Genomic DNA, 16735 nt, shown 5'->3' on the forward strand with positions numbered 1-16735 from the left:
ACCGCCATGCACACGCTCCTCCTCACGCTGTGCCGGCTGGCCCTGCCGCTGGCCCTCGCCAGCGCACTCGGCTCGGCCTTTGCCGCGACCCACACCATCACGATGCTGGACGCACCGCCCTACTTCGACCAGCCCAACCTGGAGGTCAAGGTGGGCGACACGGTGACCTGGTCCAACACCGGCCCCGAGCTGGCCCACATCGTGATGGACGGCGACCTGAACCTCTACTCGCAGGACATCGTGCCCGGCAAGAGCTGGAGCTACAAGTTCGCCAAGCCGGGGGTCTACGACTACATCTGCCATCGCCACTTCTTCATGAAGGCACGCGTCACCGTGCGCGACGAGAGCGGCAGCACCGCCGCGGCGCTGGACTTCCCGTACCAGAAGGCCTTCCGCGAGTTCGTCATCCCGACCATGCGCAGCGTGCCGCGCATGATCATTGCCGGCCAGGACCACCGCATGTGGTTCACCGAAGGCGGCGGTGACTTCTACGGCTTCGAGGACATCCCGGCGCAGAACAAGATCGCCTCCATCGACGAGCACGGCCGGGTCGTCGAGTACGCCACACCCACGCCTGATTCAGACGGCAGCAAGGTCGGCGTCGATTCGCTGGTGATGGACAAGAAGGGGCACATCTATTTCACCGAGCGGCTGACCAACCGCATCGGCGTGCTCAGCCCCAGCGGCGCCATCACCGAGCACCAGATCCCGACCCCGGGCGGCTACGCACTGGGCGTGGACATCGATGCCAGCGGCAAGATCTGGTTCGCCGAGCGCTTTGGCAACCGCATCGGCCACATCGATGCCAAGGGCAAGATCACCGAGATCGAGTTGCCGGACAAGGAGTCCGAGCCGCGCACCATCTTCGTCGACACCCGTGGGCGCATCTGGTACACGGCCCGCGTGGCCAACGAGATCGGCTGGTACGACCCGGCCGACCAGCAGTTCCACCGGCTGCAGATCCCGACCAAGCAGGCCCGCCCCGCCGGCATTGCCGAAGCGCCGGACGGCACCATCTACTTCGTCGAGATGGTCGGCAACAAAGTGGCCAAGGTGGTCGGCGACCAGATCGTCGAGTACGCGCTGCCCACCGCTTTCGCCGCGCCGTTCAAGATCGTGCCGGACCAGAACGGCCACCTGTGGTTCACCGAGGTCTATGCCAACCAGATCGGCAAGTTCGACCTGGCGACCGGCGAGATCACCGAGTACAAGATCCCCACGGTCGACAGCCGGCCCGGCGGCATCGCGGTGGACGCCAAGGGCCGCGTCTGGTTCACCCAGCAGATGGGCAACAAGATCGCCTACTTCGACCCGGCGGTGAAGATTGGCGGCGCCAGCACCGGCGTGGCTGACGCAACCTCCGCGACGCCCGCGGCGCCCCCGGCAGCCAAGCCCGTCGCGCCGGCCGCACCGCCCCCGGCCGCCCGCAGCGAAGCCACGCCGGCCGTACCCAAGCCGCAAGCCGCCATGCCGGACAGCCTGCAGATGGCCAAGGCCATGATCGACTACAAGATCCCTTCCGCTGGCGGCGGGCCGGGCAACACGCTGGTCGCCGCGGCCGATGGCTGGCTGTGGTTCCCGCTGATGTTCGGCAACAAGGTCGCCGCCATCCACCAGACGACCAAGGAGTTCCGCGAGGTGGCGCTGCCGCGGCCTGTCAGCATGCCGGTGGGCCTGGCCTCGGCAGGCGACGGCGTGATGTGGGTGGCCGAGTTCCGCGGCAATGCGCTGGCCCGCATCGACATGGCCACCGCGAAGGTCGACGAGTTCCCGGTGCCCTGGGCCAACGCGCTGCCCAGCGCGGTGGTGGTGGACGAGACCGGCGCGGTGTGGATGTCGCTGATGGGCGAAAACGCCATCGTGCGCTTCGACAGCGCCACCAGCCAGTTCACCCGCCACGCGCTGCCGCTGGCCGACAGCAACCCGCTCTACCTGCTGCCCGACGGCCACGGCAACCTGTGGGTCAGCGCCGCGAAGGACGACGGCAGCTACGTCGCCCGCTTCGACCGCGCGCAGCAGCAGTTCCAGGTCTACATGACCACCGAAGCCGGCGCCAACCCGACCGGCATGCTGCTGGACGGCAGCGGCCTGTGGGTCGCCGAAGGCGGCAGCGGCCACCTCTCGCGGCTGGACCCTGCGACCGGCGGCTGGGCGCGCTACCGCATCCCCGGCGCCAAGCCCGAGCCGGTGCGGCTGGCGCGTGACGCAGAGGGCCGCATCTGGATCGCCGACGGCGGCGAGATCGGCAGCGTCGGCGGCAACCAGCTGGCCGTGTTCCAGCCGTCCACCGCGCGCTTCACCACGCTGCCCATGGCCAACGGCCAGGCCAAGCCCATGGGCATCTACGCCGGTGGTGCCGGCGGCATCTGGTTCACCCAGCAAGGGGCGAACCGCATCTCCCTCATTCCCACGGACGCCATCTGACATGAACACCATCGGACTCGACATCGCCTACCCCGTGCCGGCCGCGGCGGTCATGGAAGCCTTCTGGCGCGCCGAACACTGGCCCGGCCTGACGGAGCACGTGACCGGCATCACCTTCCACTACGAAGACGCGCAGTGCCAGGTGCTGACCATGGCCGTCAACAGCCGCGGCAGCCATGCCTCGTTCCAGACCATGCGCTGCCGCCAGCGCAACCGCATCTACTACTTCCAGCCCACGCCGCCGGCCTTCCTGCGCATGCACGGCGGCTACTGGGAGATCACGCCGACCGAGCAAGGCTGCAAGGCCGTGAGCCACCACGAGTTCGTGGTCAACGAGGACGAGGCGCGCCACTTCGCCAGCACCGTGCTGGGCTGGGACGGCCAGGGCGACGTGGCCGAACGCATTGGCGAGCTGCTGCGCGCCAACAGCCGCCAGACCATGGAAGCGCTGCGCAACGCGCTGGCCAGCGCTCAAGCCGAGTCCGCCGCCGTTGCCACCGACGTGGCCTAGCCAGGAGACCGCCATGCACACCACCTTCCTCAGCCTGGCCCTGGCCGGCGCGATGCTGCTGCCCACGTTGGCCCTGGCCGCGGCCCCCTCCACGGACTTCGGCACGCCCACGGCCGTGACGCCGGCGCCGACCACGCTGCACCGGCTGCAAAGCTCCACCGGCAAGACCTTCACGATGGCCGAGTACACCGTGCCAACCGCCCACGCCGTGCCGCACATCCTGGCCATCGACCAGAACGACGCAGTCTGGTTCAGCGAAAGCGGTGGCCGCTTCGCGCGCAATTTCATCGACGTACCGGCGCAGTCCAAGATCGGCCGCATCGACGCGGGCGGCACCATGTCCGAGTGGTACCTTGGCGACGCCGAGACCAGCCCGATGGGCATCGAATTCGACAAGGCCGGCGACCTGTGGATCACCGAGCGGCTGGCCAACCGCATCACCCGCTTCAAGCGCGACGGGCAGAAAGTCCACTACCAGGTGCCCACGCCCGGCGCTTGGCCGACCGGCCTGGCCATCGACCCGGCAGGCGACGTCTGGTTCACCGGCACCAAGGCCGACAAGATCGGCGTGGTGCGCATCAAGACCGGCCAGGTCGAGGAGTTCGCGCTGCCGGCCAAGGCGACGATGTCCACCGGCATTGCCGCCTCGCCGGACGGCACGATCTGGATTGCCGAGCGCGATGTCAACATCATCGGCAAGTTCGACCCCAAGACCGCCACCTTCACCCAGTACAAGCTCTCCACGCCTTCGGCCCGGCCCTGCGGCGTGACGGTGGACAAGACCGGCACCGTCTGGTTCACCGAGCGCGGTGCCGGCAAGCTCGGTCGCATCCTGGCCGACGGAACGGTGCAGGAATTTGCGCTGGAGAACCGCCAAGCCGGGCCCTTCATCATCGTGGCCGACCAGTTCGGCCAGATGTGGTTCAGCGAGCTGTTCGCCAACAGCATCGGCCGCTTCGACCCGGCCACCGGCCAGTTCGAACACTTCCCGATCAGGGGCGACAACGCACACCCGGCGGGCCTGGCCATCGACTCCAAGGGCAACGTCTGGTTCGCCCAGCAAAGCACCAACAAGCTGGCCACCATCATCCGGGCCGACCTGGGCTACGTGGGCGGTGAACAACGGGTCTCGCAGGCAAGCCCGGCCGACCCGGTGGCCGACGCGCTGAAGGGCTACCGCTACGACCCGATGGAGATCCCGACCACCGACTCGCTGCCCGGCATCGTCAACATCGACAAGCGCGGCACCGTGTGGTTCACGCAGATGGGCGGCGGCTTCGTCGGCCCGGGCTTCCCGCCCGGCCCGGCCGGCAGCAAGGTCGGCTATGTGCGCGACGGCAAGCTGCACGAGCTGGCCATGCCCACGCCCGAATCCGGCCCGACCTCGCTGGGGCTGGACCCGGTCAACGACGACGTGTGGGTCAGCCTGCGCGCGGCCAACAAGATCGCCCGCATCCGAAACGATCAGGTCACCGAGTTCACGGTGCCGGTGCCCGACAGCCTGCCGGTCGGCGTGGCGGTGGACAGCAAGCACAACGTCTGGGTGGCCCTGAGCGACGGCAATGCGCTGGCCCGCATGACGGCCGAAGGCGAGTGGCGCGTGCTGCCGCTGCCAGCCCCCAACCTGGCACCGCGCACCGTCTTCGTGGACCACGAGGACCTGGTCTGGTTCGCCGAGAAGCAGGGCAACCACGTGGGCCTGGTGGACCAGCAGAAGTGGCGCGTGGACCGCTGGAAGATTCCCACCCGCATGGCCTGGCCGCTGTCCATCGTCGAGGACGAGAAGGGCGACATCTGGTTCGCGCAGATGCGCTCGGACAAGCTCGGCGTACTGGACCGCCACACCAAGCAGATCCGCGAGTACGCGATGCCGGTCAACTCGGCGCCGTTCAAGCTGTCCTACGACGCCGGCAACCACGCGATGTGGGTCTCCACGGTGTTCGGCAACGCGGTGATGCGCTTCGACATCCCGAAGGGCGAAGTGGTGGCGCGCTACCCGGTGCCGCAGGACGGCGTGTGGGTGGGCGGCATCGACCGCGACGCCGACAGCTGCTTCTGGATCACCGAGCAGTTCGGCAACCGGGTCGACCGGCTGTGCATCGACGGCGTGTCCAAGCCACTGCGCGCAGCCAAGGCGGACTGAGGCCATGGACCGCCAGGACTTCGTGCTGCACCGGGTGGCCTTCGCCGGCCTGCCCTACGCCGCGCTGCGCGCGCTGGACGGCGAACGCGGCAGCGCCATCGGCTGGCGCCAGGGCATGCTGGGCCAGGCCAGGCTGCTGCGCGCCTGCGCCCGCCGCGCCGCCTCCGAAGGCGCCGCGGCCAGCGCCGCGCAGTACTTCCGCTGGGCTGGCGTGGCCTACCACAGCGCCACGCTGGGGCCGGACCTGTCGGCCCTCGACGGCCTGGTGCGCGTGAGCCGGCTGCGCCATCTCGCCGTGGCCGCCTACCGCCGCGCGCTGCAGCAGGACGGCGGTGCGAAGCTGGTCACGCTGGCCCTGGGCGCCCATCGCCTGCACGGCTACTGCAGGCTGCCGGAAGGCGAGCCGCGCGGCGTGGTGCTGCTGCTCAATGGGCTGGACTCGCTGTGCGAAGTCGAGCTGCATGCCTTTGCTTCCGGGCTGCTGGCACGCGGCATGGCCACGTTGTCGCTGGACCTGCCGGCGCGCTTCAGCGCCAGCGGCCCGCGCGACATGCAGGCCGAACGCTGGCTGCCGGCGCTGCACGAATGGCTGGCCGGGCATGGGCTGGGCGGGCAGCCACTGGGCGTGTTCGCGGTCAGCTTCGGCGGCTACCTGGGCGCACGGCTGCTGGCCGGCAATGCCGGCCTGTGCGCCGGGCTGCTGATCTCGCCGCCCGCCTGGATCGAGGACAAGCACCGCCAGCACCCGTACTTCTCGCGCATGTTCAGCTGGAGCTTCGGCCAGCCGGGCGAAGCCGAGCTGGACGCGCTGGCCGCCTCGGTGCGGCTGGACGCGCTGGCGCCGCCGCAGGCCGCATGCCGGGTGTACGCGATGACCGAAGACGCGATGTTCGACGCCCGCCACACCGAGGCCTACGCGGCCTGGGGCCAGGGCCGAGTGGAGGTGAAGACCGTCGCCGCCGAGCACGTGGGCACCAGCAGCTTCTACCGCTGGTTGCCCGGGGCCTTTGACTGGTTTGCTGAAAGGTTTGCACATGCCTGAACAACACCTCCCCCGCGCCAACCTGGCGCAGCGGCTGAGCCACACGCTCGGCGAACACCTGATGCGCCACTGCACCCAACATTGGGCGCCCTGGGTCGTCACCGTCTGCAGCTGCGCGGTGCCGGCCATGGCAGCAGAGATGCCCAAGTCCGTCACCGTGCAAGGGCACTTCCAGGAGCTGGCGCTGGACAACCCGGGCAGCGGCCCGGCCATCGTCTCGGTGGACGACGAGGACCGCGTGTGGGTGGCGCTGGCGCGCGCCGGCAAGCTGGCGATGTACAGCGGCGGCAAGGTGCGAACCTTCGACCTCGGCGCCAACAGCCGGCCGGTCGGCGTGATTGCCGGCACCAAGCAGAACGGCTACCCCGGCTCGGTGTGGATTGCCGCCAGCTACGACAACAAGATCATCCGCTACGACTGGCAGACCGGCCAGCGCCGTGAATACCCCATCCCCGGCACCGAGAGCTGGCCGTTCAACATTGCGCTGGACGCCAAGGGCCACGTCTGGTTCACGCAGCGCGCAGCCGGCGCCATCGGCAAGCTGGACCCGGTGAGCGGCGAGTTCACCCAGCTGCCGCTGCCGCGCCCCGGCTCCGGCCCCGCGGGGCTGGGCATTGACGCGAAGAGCGGCAGGGTCTGGTTCACCGAAAGCTACAAGGACACGCTGGCCAGCCTCGACCCCGCCACCGGCCAGGTCACCGAGATCGCCATGGGCCAGGCCAGCACCGGCCTGGTCAGCGGCCCGGCCGGGCTGGTGGTGGACGGCGAAGGCGGCGTGTGGTTTGCCAAGCTCGAAGGCCAGCTGGGCTACCTGCCGCCCGGCGCCAGCCAGGTGCAGCTGATGGCCACGCCGGCCAATGCCGCACGCCCGGCCGGCGTGACGCTGGATGCCCAAGGCAACCCCTGGCTGGTGGCACTGGATGGCAACTCGCTGCTCAGCTACCAGCGCCGCGACAAGCAGTTTGTCGTCTACCCGCTGCCCGTTGGCGAGCAGGACGCGCAGCCCAGCTCACCGCCGTTCGCGCGCAGCTCGCGCCCGTTTGGCCTGGCCTTCGACAGCAGCGGCAACCTGTGGTTCTCGCAGCAGTACACCGGCCAGCTCGGCGTGCTGGACCTGGCCAAGCCGGAGTTGAAGCTGATGTCGCCCGGGCCGGAGGTGAAGGCGGCCGACCCATACGTGACGGTGCAGGCGCTGGACAGCCTAGTCGGCGAGGTGACAGTGCGCTACGAGATGGACGGCGCAGCAGTCGCCCTGCGCAACGGCCGCTTGGACCTCACGCATGCCACGCCAGGCGAGCATGAGCTGAAGGTGGTGGCCACCGATGCCGCAGGCCTGAGCAACAGCCAAAGCCGGCGCTTCCGCTACCTGCCGGCGCCTGAATCTCTGCCCACGCTGATCGGCGCGCTGCGCTTCAAGTCACCCGAGCCCAAGGCCTTGCGCGACGCGCTGCTGATGACCGCCAACGACAGCGGCAAAGCCCAGCGCGTGGACGATTTGCGCGGCATGCTGGCCACCCACCGCGAACAGCTGGCGGCCGACGAATACGCCAGCATCTCGGCCACGCTGGAGTGGATGGCCGGCGGTCGCGGCAGCGAGCAGGTGGTGACCATCCTGGACCGCGAACCCTTCTTCGAGCCGCGCCAGGTGGAGCTGAAGCCCGGCGGCAGCGTGGCCTGGATGTACCAGGGCGAAAAACAGGGCCACGAGATCTCGCACGAGCTGCACCAGATCGAAGTCGCCAGCCTGCAGGTCAAGTCACCGCTGATGCGCGCCGGCGACCGCTTCGTGCAACGCTTCGACACGCCCGGCAGCTACACCGTGCTGGACTCGCGCAAGCCGGGCGCGGCGCTGCAAGTGACGGTGCTTCAACCATGACCAGCATGTTGCCGCCGCTGTTCATGCAGCCCGAAGTCCGGCTGGTGGACCTCAGCGTGCCGCTGGGCGAGTCGGAAGCCGAGTCGGTGCCTGTCGTCGTCGAGTACCTGCCGCATTGCTGCGGTGGGGCCCACCTGGCGCAGTTGGCCGACATCGAGCAGCAGCAGCTCGAAGGCGGGCTGGCCTGGGCCAGCGAGCGCATCCAGGCCATCACCCACAACAGCACCCACATCGACGCGCCCCACCACTACGCGCCGCTGTGCCAGGGCAGGAAGAGCCGCACCATCGACGAGATTCCGCTCGACTGGTTCTGGGGCCAGGGCAAGTGCCTGGACATCTCGGACGACAGCGAGCCGCTGAGCCGCGAGGCGCTGCTGGCGGCCGAGCAGCGCGCCGGCATCCGCATCGAGGCGCAGGACATCGTGCTGTTCCGTACCGGTGCCGAAGCCTTCCATGGCGCGGCCGGCTTCAACCGCCGCGGCCGCGGGCTGACGGGCGACGTGGTGCGCGAGCTGACCGACCGCGGCGTGCGCCTGTTTGGCACCGACGCCTGGAGCATTGACGCGTCCTACCCGAAGATGAAGGAACGCTCGCTGGCGCTGGGGCCGCAGGCGGTGTGGGAGGCGCACTTCGTGGGCCGCGAGCGCGAGTTCTGTGCCATTGAAAAGCTGACCAACCTGGCCACGCTGCCGGCGGCCGGCTTCTGGGTTGCCGCCTTCCCGATCAAGGTCCAGTCCGGCAGCGCGGGCTGGAGCCGCGTGGTCGCGTTCGTGGCCAAACCGGCGCCACTGGGATGACACGCCGCGCCCAGCCCCTGCTGCTGCTGGCCACACTGTTGGCCGCAGGCCCGGCCGCAGCGCGCGACGGCCAGGCGCTGTTCGCCGAACGCTGCCAGGCCTGCCACACGGTGCAGGACGCGCCGGCCGCCGAGCGCTGGCGCGTGGCCTTCACGCAGCAGGGGCCTTCGCTGGCGGGCGCCGGCAGCAAGTTCAACCCGGCCTGGCTGGTCGCATGGCTGCAGCAGCCCGGCTCCCTGCATGGCGGCAGCTACCCGTATTTCCGCTGGGTGCAGCGCACGCCCGAGGGCGACAGGCTGCCCACGCGCGCCTTCGAGCACCTGGCGCTGAACGCCGAGGAGGCACAGGCCGCGGCCACCTACCTCGGCACGCTGCAGGCCGAGCTGCAGGCCTTCCCGCCGCAGCCCGCGCTGGCGGCCAACACCACCCGCGTGCTGTACGACAAGGTGGCTGCCTGCAGCGGCTGCCATTCGCCCGACGCCGCAGCCCCGCGCACCGGCCCGCTGCTGAGCAATGCCGGCCAGCGACTGAACCCCGCCTGGGTGGACGCCTTCCTGCACGACCCGCAGCAGCTCGGCACGGTCAACATGCCCAAGGCCAGGCTGCGCATGGACCAGGTCGCGGCGCTGGCGCAGTACGTGCTGAACCCGCCGCCCGCCGAGCCCGCCTCGCCAGCGCAGGCACCGGCCGCCGGCACGCCACCGAAGGCCCTGGACGCCAGCGCGCCGCGCGGTGCGCTGGTCTACCGCGTGGTCTGCTCGCAGTGCCATGGCGTGGACGGCGACGGCCGCGGCATCAACGCCCGCTTCCTCAGCGTGGAGCCGCGCAACCACCGCGGCCCGGAGATGGACAAACTGAGCGACGAACACCTGTACCGCGTGATCCGCTACGGCGGCACGGCCGTCGACAAGTCGGCGCTGATGCCTTCATGGGCCAGCGTGCTGAATGACGCCGAGATCCAGGACGTGATCGCTTATCTGAAAACCCTGCGGCAACGCACAGACTGAAAGGGCAAGCTCCATGGCGCATTCCCCTCCTCCTTCCGGCCGCGTGGTGATCACCGGCATCGGGCCTGTGACGCCCATCGGCAGCGGGCGCCACGGGTTCTGGCGTGCTGCGGCAGCGGGCCGCAACGGCGTGGTGGACGTGGCCAGCACTGGCGCGCTGGGGGCGCACGACGCGCTGCGTTCGCGCATCGTCGCCTGCCTGCCGGAAGCGGCGCTGCCCGGCGTGGGCCATGGCGACCAACGGCTGAGCGCCATGTGCATGCGCGCCTTCGAGCTGGCCTGCGACGACGCCGGCCCGCTGGACGGCCACGCCGCCGACCAGATCGGCGTGGTGATGGGCACCGCCGTGGGCACCACCGCCGCCATGGAGCGAAGCTTCCTGAAGATGGCCGGCACGGACGCTGGCGCCACCCCGTTCGACCTGATGGAACAGGTCTCCTTCCACACCGTGGCCCACGCCATGGCCCGCCGGCTGCGCGCCCACGGCCCGGTGCTGACGGTCTCGACCGGCTGCACCGCCGGCATCGACGCCATCGGCATGGCCTTCGACCTGGTGCGCCACGGCAGCTGCGGCGTGGTGCTGGCCGGGGCGGGCGAGGCGCCGGTGTGCCCTGTGGTCTACGCCGCGTTCGACAGCATTGGCGCGCTCAGCACCCGCAATGACGATCCCGCAAGCGCCTCGCGCCCGTTTGCCAAGGACCGCGACGGTTTTGTGCTCGGCGAAGGCGCCTGCATGCTGGTGGTCGAGGACTACGAACGCGCCAAGGCCCGCGGTGCGCGCATCTATGCCGAGCTGCTGGGTTTTGCCTCGGTCAGCAACGCCTTCCACATGACGGACCTGCCGGCCGACGGCGCGGCGCTGGCGCGCTGCATGTCGCTGGGCCTGGCGGACGCGGCGCTGAAGCCCGAGGCCATCGACGCGGTCAACGCCCATGGCAGCTCCACGCCGCAGAACGATGTTTGCGAGACCAACGCGATCAAGGCGGTGCTGGGCCAGCACAAGGCACGCCAGGTGCCGGTCAACTCGCTGAAAAGCATGGTCGGCCATGCGCTGGGCGCGTCCAACGCGATCGAGATCGCCGCCTGCGCGATGGCCATCCAGGAGCAGTACATGTTCCCGACCATCAACTTCGGCAGCGCCGGCGACGGCTGCGACCTGGACTATGTGCCCAACCAGGGCCGCGGCGCCCCGATAGGCGCGCTGCTGAAGCTCAGCAGCGGCTTCTCCGGCGTGCACTCGGCGCTGGTCATGGGCCACCCGCAGCGCTAGGCCCGAACATGTTGCAGCGGCGGACGTGGCTTGGCCTGGCGCTGGGCCTGACATTGGGTCCGTGGCCGGGCGAGTCGGCCCATGCCGCGGCCGTGCCCGACGCGCTCGCCGCGCTCGTTCCGCCGCCCTACCAGGCCCAGGCGCTGACGCCGGAGGAAACCCCGCACTTCACCCGGCGCAAGCCCTACCGTGAGGGCGATCACCTGGTCTGGGAATACCGGCTGGTGGTGACCGAGACCACGCACCCGCTGGCCGACGGCACGCCGTACAAGGTCTACGCCTACGGCAACCGGGTGCCCGCCCCGCAGCTCTATGCGCGAGATGGCGACCGGGTGCGCATCCGCCTCGTCAACGAGACCACCGTGCCGCACACCATCCACTCGCACGGCCTGTACACGCCGCAGCGCATGGACGGCGCCACGCATGTGCACCTGGGCCCGGACGGCGAGATGCACCAGCACGACCCGGCCGGCGCGCCGCTGCCGGTGGCGCCCGGCGAGGAGTTCACCTACGACTACATCGCCCGCCCCTCGGGCTCGCACTTCTACCACTGCCACGTGAGCGCCAACGAGCACATGGCGCGCGGCATGATCGGCACCTTCGTGGTCTTCCCCAAGCTGCCCGAGCCGCCGGCCGATTTCGACAGCGTGCTGCTGCTGCAGGAGTGGAACTCCAAGTACGCGAAGCAGGGCAAGCCGGGCGACCCGCGCGAGGTGGGCGACGCCGACTTCTTCACCTTCAACGGCCTGTCCTTCCCGAACACGCCGCTGATGCAGGTAAAGCAAGGCGCCAGGGTGCGCATCCGCTTTGTCAATGCCGGGGCGCAGCCGCATTTCATGCACCTGCATGGCCACACCTTCCTGGTCACCCACAAGGATGGCTTTCCGCTGCGCGAGCCGATGCTGATGGACACGGTGGCGGTCGGCCCGGCCGAGCGGGTGGACATCTTCTTCATTGCCAACAACCCCGGCGACTGGCCGCTGCACTGCCACTCGCCGCCGCACACCACCAATGCCGGCGTCTACCCCGGCGGCATGATGGCGCACCTGATCGTGGGCCCGGACCGCTACCCGAAAAGCGGCGAAGGCCCGCTGGGCCCGGGCATCGAAGCCGCAACCGACGCCTGGCGCGACTACGCGCGCCGCTACTACGCCAGCCTGGCCAAGGCCGCGCGATGAACCGCCTGCACGCACCAACACCCGTCGAGCCAACGGTGATCGGGTTCAGCGCCAAGGTTGGCCTGGCCGGCCTGGCAAGGCGGCTGCACGGTCAGGCCCCCGACTACCTGGCCCCACCCGAGCTGGCCTTCTGGCAAGCCGTGCCTTCGGCCAAGCGGCGGCTGGAATACGCCGGCGGCCGGCTGGCTGCCAAGCTGGCGGTGCATGCGCTGCGCCGCTGGCAAGGTCAACCCCCGCTGCCACTGGCCGAACTGCCGGTGCTGCCGCTGCCTGGCGGCGAGCCGCGGGTGCGTTTGCCAGACGGCAGCGAATATGCCTTGAGCCTTTCGCATGCCGCCGGACTGGCCTGCGCGGCGAGTTTCCTGCCAGCCTGGCGACTCGGCATTGACCTGATTTCCCAAGGCCGCGCGCCACCGCATGATGAGGCGTGGTGCCATTCCACCGAATCCAGGTACTCGGTTTCAGACCGGGCCATCAGTTGGGCCGTCAAGGAAGCCACCGTGAAAACCCTGGGAAAGGGAATGGGGCCGGTGTTCCGCGAAATTCGATGCTGGCGCGACGCGCAACATCGCTGGGTGAGTTTGCCCACCCAGCTGATGGACCTCCGCAAGCGATTTCGCTACACTTTGTTTCAATCATCCCCCTACTTCATCTGCATCGCTTCGGTGCAAATGGAAACAATATAGAAACTGTTGCCAAGCAGGCGCATTCAGTACGATGCCGGCCTGTGAAGGCCACAGTTGAGCAGCAGCAGCATTTTTCTTCAGAGTCGATTCTCACAACACGCCCGCCATCCGGCAGGCAAATCGTTCAGGGAAAGAAGATGGCCAACATGCTCCATACCGGCGTCGGTTTCAACGCTGTCCCGCCTGTCGTCACCCGCTCCACGCTGAGCGCCCAGGAAACATTGGTCGCAGAACTGGTCTGCGCCGGTCTGTCCAACAAGCAGATTGCCGCCAGGGCCGGTCTCAGTGAACACACTGTGTCCTCTTATCTCCGACGCATTTACAGCAAGCTCGGCGTCAATAGCCGGGTTGCGCTGGTCGTCACACTGCATTCATTCACCGCATAAGCCGTGCGTGCGCAGCATCGCCGGGTTTCAACATCGGCCAGCAGGCCGAATGGGAGGCATTCATGAATTACCTGATCGTCGTGGGCACCGTGGTGGGCCTGATCGTGGGTTTGATCGCCCTGATCGTCATCATCGGCATGCTGTTGCCAGTCAAGCATTCGGCCACCCGCAGCATCGTGCTGCCAACTTCGCCGGCCAGGCTTTGGGAATTGATCAGCGACTTTGCGGCTTATGACGGCTGGCGCACCGGCGTCGTCGAAATGCAGCGCCAGCCGGATGCAAATGGCCACCCAGTGTGGAAAGAACTTGAGAAAGACGGCGGCGGGCTGGCATTTGAGACCTTGGCTGTCGAGCCGCAGCAGCGCATCGTGCGCAGGATCGTCGGCGAGGGTTTGCCGTTTGGTGGCACCTGGACTTTTGTGCTGAAAACCGTGGAAACGGGCATTGAGCTGACGGTGACCGAAGACGGCGAGGTCTACAACCCAGTGTTCCGCTTTGTTTCGCGCTTCATCATGGGTCACCAGCGCAGCATGCGCATCTATTTCGACGACCTGACGCGCAAGCTGGCGGTCCAGGCGGTGAGTTTTTCCTGAAAGGCGCGGCAATCCATGGGACGGGTGGTGTTGTGTTACGGCTCGCTGGGGCCGGACAAGGGCGAGGTGCAGGCCATGCTGGAGGGCCATGCCATCCTGCTGAAGGGCGACTTCAAGGCCAAGCTGGCGGTGGCCGAACTGCAGGACCTGCGCACGCAGGAAGACCTGCTGGTGGCGCACACGCGGCAGGGGCCGCTGGCGTTGGCACTGGGCGAGAAGGAGGCGGCGCTGTGGCTCAAGAAGATCCTGCATCCGCCCTCGCTGGCGGACAAGCTGGGCGTCAGCGAAGGCCTGGCCGTGCACCTGCAGCAGGCGCATGCCGAGCTGAAGCGGGTGCTGGACCCGGTGGCACCGAACTACGTGCCGCTGGCCCAGGCGCAGCTGGCCTTCATCGTCGTGGACACGGCCCAGGACCTGACGGCGCTGAAGGCGCTTGCCAAGGCCAAGCCTGAGGGCTGCCAACTCTGGGTGCTGCGGCGCAAGGGGGCTGCGGCCGAGGTCAAGGAAAGCGAGATCATGGCGGTGACCAGGGCCGCGGGGCTGGCGCCGAGCAAGACCTCGGCCTGGTCCGACACCTACGCCGCCGACCGCTACGGCCGCGCCCGAGGCTGACGGCCGGCGGTTGGCGAGCTGACAGCTGGACACCACTGTTGCGCCGGCCGGCCGGGCCGCTCTGCTACGCTGCGCGCTCCCGCTCCCACTGGCCGCCAGGTCTTGTTGCCATGCTGTACCGATTGTTGTCGCTTGCTCCCGCTCTGATGCTGGGGGCGTTTTTCACCTCCCAGGCCCAGGCCGCCGATGTCGCCGTGTCGGTGCAGATCGGCCAGCCCGGCTTTTATGGCCGCATCGACATAGGCAACGCCCCTCAGCCTGAGCTGATCTATGCCGAGCCAGTGCTGATCCAGCGTGGCCCGACCCGCTACGCGCCGCTGTACCTGCGCGTGCCCCCCGGCCACGAAAAGCACTGGGACAAGCACTGTGGCCGCTACAACGCCTGCGGCCGCCCGGTCTACTTCGTGCAGGACCGCTGGTACAACGAGGTCTACGCACCCGACTACTGGAACCGCCACGGTCATGGCCGCGATCACGACGACGATCACGACCATGGCCGCGGAAAAGACAACGGCCACGGCCGGGGCCACGACCGCTGACGGCTGGAGCGGCGGCGCGTGCGGCGATACCATGCGCCCCTGCACCGTCCCGCCTCTTGCCGCGACAACCTTGCCGGAGCACACGCCATGCTGACCTTGCTGGGCCGATCCCCTTCGATCAATGTGCGCAAGGTGCTGTGGCTGTGTGCCGAGATGCAGTTGCCGATCGCCCACGAGGAATGGGGCACGCCGCAGCTGCCGCTGGACCAGCCGCTGTTCCTGTCGCTGAACCCGAACGCCCAGGTCCCCGTGCTGCGCGATGGCGAGTTCGTGCTCTGGGAGTCCAACAGCATCTGCCGCTACCTCGCGGGCCGCGAAAAGCGGGCTGACCTGCTGCCCACCACGCCGGCCGCGCGCGCCCAGGTCGAGCAATGGATGGACTGGCAGTTGGGCGACCTGAACAACGCCTGGCGCTATGCCTTCATGGGCCTGGTGCGCCACAGCCCCGCCCACGCCGACCCGGCGCTGGTGGCCCGCAGCCTGGCGGACTGGACGCGGCTGATGCAGATCCTCGACACCCAGCTGAGCAAGACCGGCGCCTTCGTGACCGGCGAGAACTTCACGCTGGCCGACGTGGTGATCGGCCTGTCGGTGCACCGCTGGTTCATGACGCCGCTGGAAGAGCGGCTGGCGCTGCCCGCGGTGGACGCCTACTACGCCCAGCTCAGCATGCGCCCGGCGTTCCAGCTGCACGGCCGCAACGGTCTTCCGTGAGGACCTTCGACGCCACAGCCACCCGCGCCGCGCTGCCGTTTCCCGCGCTGATCGGCGCGCTGCAGTCGCTGTTCGCCCAGGGCTGCGAAGTGCCGCAGCGCCATGTGCACAGCATTGGCGGGCAGCTCACCACGCTGATCATGCCGGCCTGGATCCCCGGCCGCTACCTGGGCATCAAGACCGTCAACATCGCGCCCGGCAATGCCGCACTGGGCCTGCCTGCGCTGGCCGCCAGCTACCTGCTGTACGACGCCACCACCGGCCAGCCGCTGGCCCTGATGGACGGCAACGAAGTCACTTCGCGGCGCACCGCCGCCGCCTCGGCACTGGCCGCCAGCCGTCTTGCGAAACCCGGTGCGCAAACCCTGCTCGTCGTCGGCAGCGGCCAGGTCGCCCGCCTGCTGCCCGAGGCCTACCGCGCCGCGCTGCCCGGCCTGCAGCAGCTCTGGCTCTGGAACCGCACGCCGGCCACTGCGCTGGCGCTCGCGGCGCAGCTGCGTGACCAGGGCCTGCCGGTCGCCGCGGTGCAAGACCTCGCCACCGCCGTGCGCCAGGCCGACATCGTCAGCTGCGCCACGCTGGCCACAGCCCCGCTGATCCACGGCGAATGGCTGCGCCCCGGCAGCCACCTGGACCTGATCGGCAGCTTCACGCCCGCGATGCGCGAGGCCGACGAGTCTTGCTTCCAGGGTGCCTCGCTGTGGGTGGACACCATCGAGGCCCTGCGCAAAAGCGGCGACCTGCTGGCCCCGCTGGCCAGCGGCTTGCTGAAGCCAGAGGACTTGCGCGGCACGCTGGCCGACCTGTGCCGCCAGCCCGGCAGCGGTCGACAGCACGCCCAAGAGCGCACCGTCTTCAAGTCGGTCGGCACCGCGCTGGAGGACCTGGCGGCGGCGATGCTGGTGTACGAGCAAGCCTGCCCCAAGTCCAGGTGCGCGAACGCACCAGCCTCCTGAT

Annotated in this window: 16 protein-coding genes; all 16 read left to right on the top strand. The window is 69.0% G+C overall.

Features of this window, described 5'->3' with window-relative positions; translation table 11 throughout:
• Positions 1-6: 6 nt before the first annotated feature.
• The 16 genes from AC3WR5_RS03020 (at position 7) to lhpI (ending at position 16734) form a co-directional block, all read left to right on the top strand.
• Complete coding sequence (locus tag AC3WR5_RS03020; RefSeq protein WP_492481742.1) at positions 7-2424, top strand: virginiamycin B lyase family protein; 2418 nt, start codon at positions 7-9, stop codon at positions 2422-2424.
• 1 nt (position 2425) lies between these two features.
• On the top strand, positions 2426-2935 hold the full coding sequence (locus tag AC3WR5_RS03025) for an SRPBCC family protein (protein ID WP_141290197.1): 510 nt from the start codon (positions 2426-2428) through the stop codon (positions 2933-2935).
• Positions 2936-2948: 13 nt separating this feature from the next.
• On the top strand, positions 2949-5078 hold the full coding sequence (locus AC3WR5_RS03030; RefSeq protein ID WP_492481744.1) for a virginiamycin B lyase family protein: 2130 nt from the start codon (positions 2949-2951) through the stop codon (positions 5076-5078).
• A 4-nt stretch (positions 5079-5082) separates the two neighbouring features.
• Positions 5083-6120, top strand: a complete 1038-nt coding sequence (locus AC3WR5_RS03035) for an alpha/beta hydrolase (RefSeq protein WP_231012040.1) — start codon at positions 5083-5085, stop codon at positions 6118-6120.
• A complete protein-coding gene (locus AC3WR5_RS03040; RefSeq protein WP_492481746.1) occupies positions 6113-7996 on the top strand; it encodes a virginiamycin B lyase family protein in 1884 nt (627 codons plus the stop codon). The genes AC3WR5_RS03035 and AC3WR5_RS03040 overlap by 8 nt, the downstream gene beginning before the upstream one ends.
• Entirely contained in the window at positions 7993-8793 is an 801-nt protein-coding gene (locus tag AC3WR5_RS03045) for a cyclase family protein (protein ID WP_492481748.1), read from the top strand. The genes AC3WR5_RS03040 and AC3WR5_RS03045 overlap by 4 nt, the downstream gene beginning before the upstream one ends.
• Positions 8790-9800 carry a cytochrome c gene (locus AC3WR5_RS03050; RefSeq protein WP_492481750.1) on the top strand — a complete coding sequence of 337 codons (1011 nt, stop codon included), beginning with the start codon at positions 8790-8792 and terminating at the stop codon, positions 9798-9800. Before AC3WR5_RS03045 ends, AC3WR5_RS03050 begins: the two co-directional genes overlap by 4 nt.
• Positions 9801-9813: 13 nt before the next feature.
• Positions 9814-11070, top strand: a complete 1257-nt coding sequence (locus AC3WR5_RS03055) for a beta-ketoacyl-[acyl-carrier-protein] synthase family protein (protein ID WP_492481752.1) — start codon at positions 9814-9816, stop codon at positions 11068-11070.
• Positions 11071-11078: 8 nt separating this feature from the next.
• On the top strand, positions 11079-12248 hold the full coding sequence (locus tag AC3WR5_RS03060; RefSeq protein WP_492481754.1) for a multicopper oxidase family protein: 1170 nt from the start codon (positions 11079-11081) through the stop codon (positions 12246-12248).
• Positions 12245-12934 (top strand): 4'-phosphopantetheinyl transferase family protein, encoded by a 690-nt coding sequence (locus tag AC3WR5_RS03065; protein WP_492481756.1) that lies wholly within the window; start codon positions 12245-12247, stop codon positions 12932-12934. The genes AC3WR5_RS03060 and AC3WR5_RS03065 overlap by 4 nt, the downstream gene beginning before the upstream one ends.
• A gap of 137 nt (positions 12935-13071) precedes the next feature.
• Positions 13072-13320: a response regulator transcription factor gene (locus tag AC3WR5_RS03070; protein WP_492481758.1), complete on the top strand. Its 249-nt coding sequence runs from the start codon at positions 13072-13074 to the stop codon at positions 13318-13320.
• Between the two features lie 110 nt (positions 13321-13430).
• Positions 13431-13913, top strand: a complete 483-nt coding sequence (locus tag AC3WR5_RS03075; protein ID WP_492481760.1) for an SRPBCC family protein — start codon at positions 13431-13433, stop codon at positions 13911-13913.
• 15 nt (positions 13914-13928) lie between these two features.
• Entirely contained in the window at positions 13929-14525 is a 597-nt protein-coding gene (locus tag AC3WR5_RS03080; protein ID WP_492481762.1) for a hypothetical protein, read from the top strand.
• A 110-nt stretch (positions 14526-14635) separates the two neighbouring features.
• On the top strand, positions 14636-15064 hold the full coding sequence (locus AC3WR5_RS03085) for a hypothetical protein (protein WP_492481764.1): 429 nt from the start codon (positions 14636-14638) through the stop codon (positions 15062-15064).
• Between the two features lie 87 nt (positions 15065-15151).
• Positions 15152-15778 carry a glutathione S-transferase family protein gene (locus AC3WR5_RS03090; protein WP_492481766.1) on the top strand — a complete coding sequence of 209 codons (627 nt, stop codon included), beginning with the start codon at positions 15152-15154 and terminating at the stop codon, positions 15776-15778.
• Complete coding sequence (gene lhpI / locus AC3WR5_RS03095; protein ID WP_492481768.1) at positions 15775-16734, top strand: bifunctional Delta(1)-pyrroline-2-carboxylate/Delta(1)-piperideine-2-carboxylate reductase; 960 nt, start codon at positions 15775-15777, stop codon at positions 16732-16734. Before AC3WR5_RS03090 ends, lhpI begins: the two co-directional genes overlap by 4 nt.
• Position 16735: the final 1 nt, after the last annotated feature.

Source organism: Ideonella sp. FW305-24, assembly GCF_058788035.1.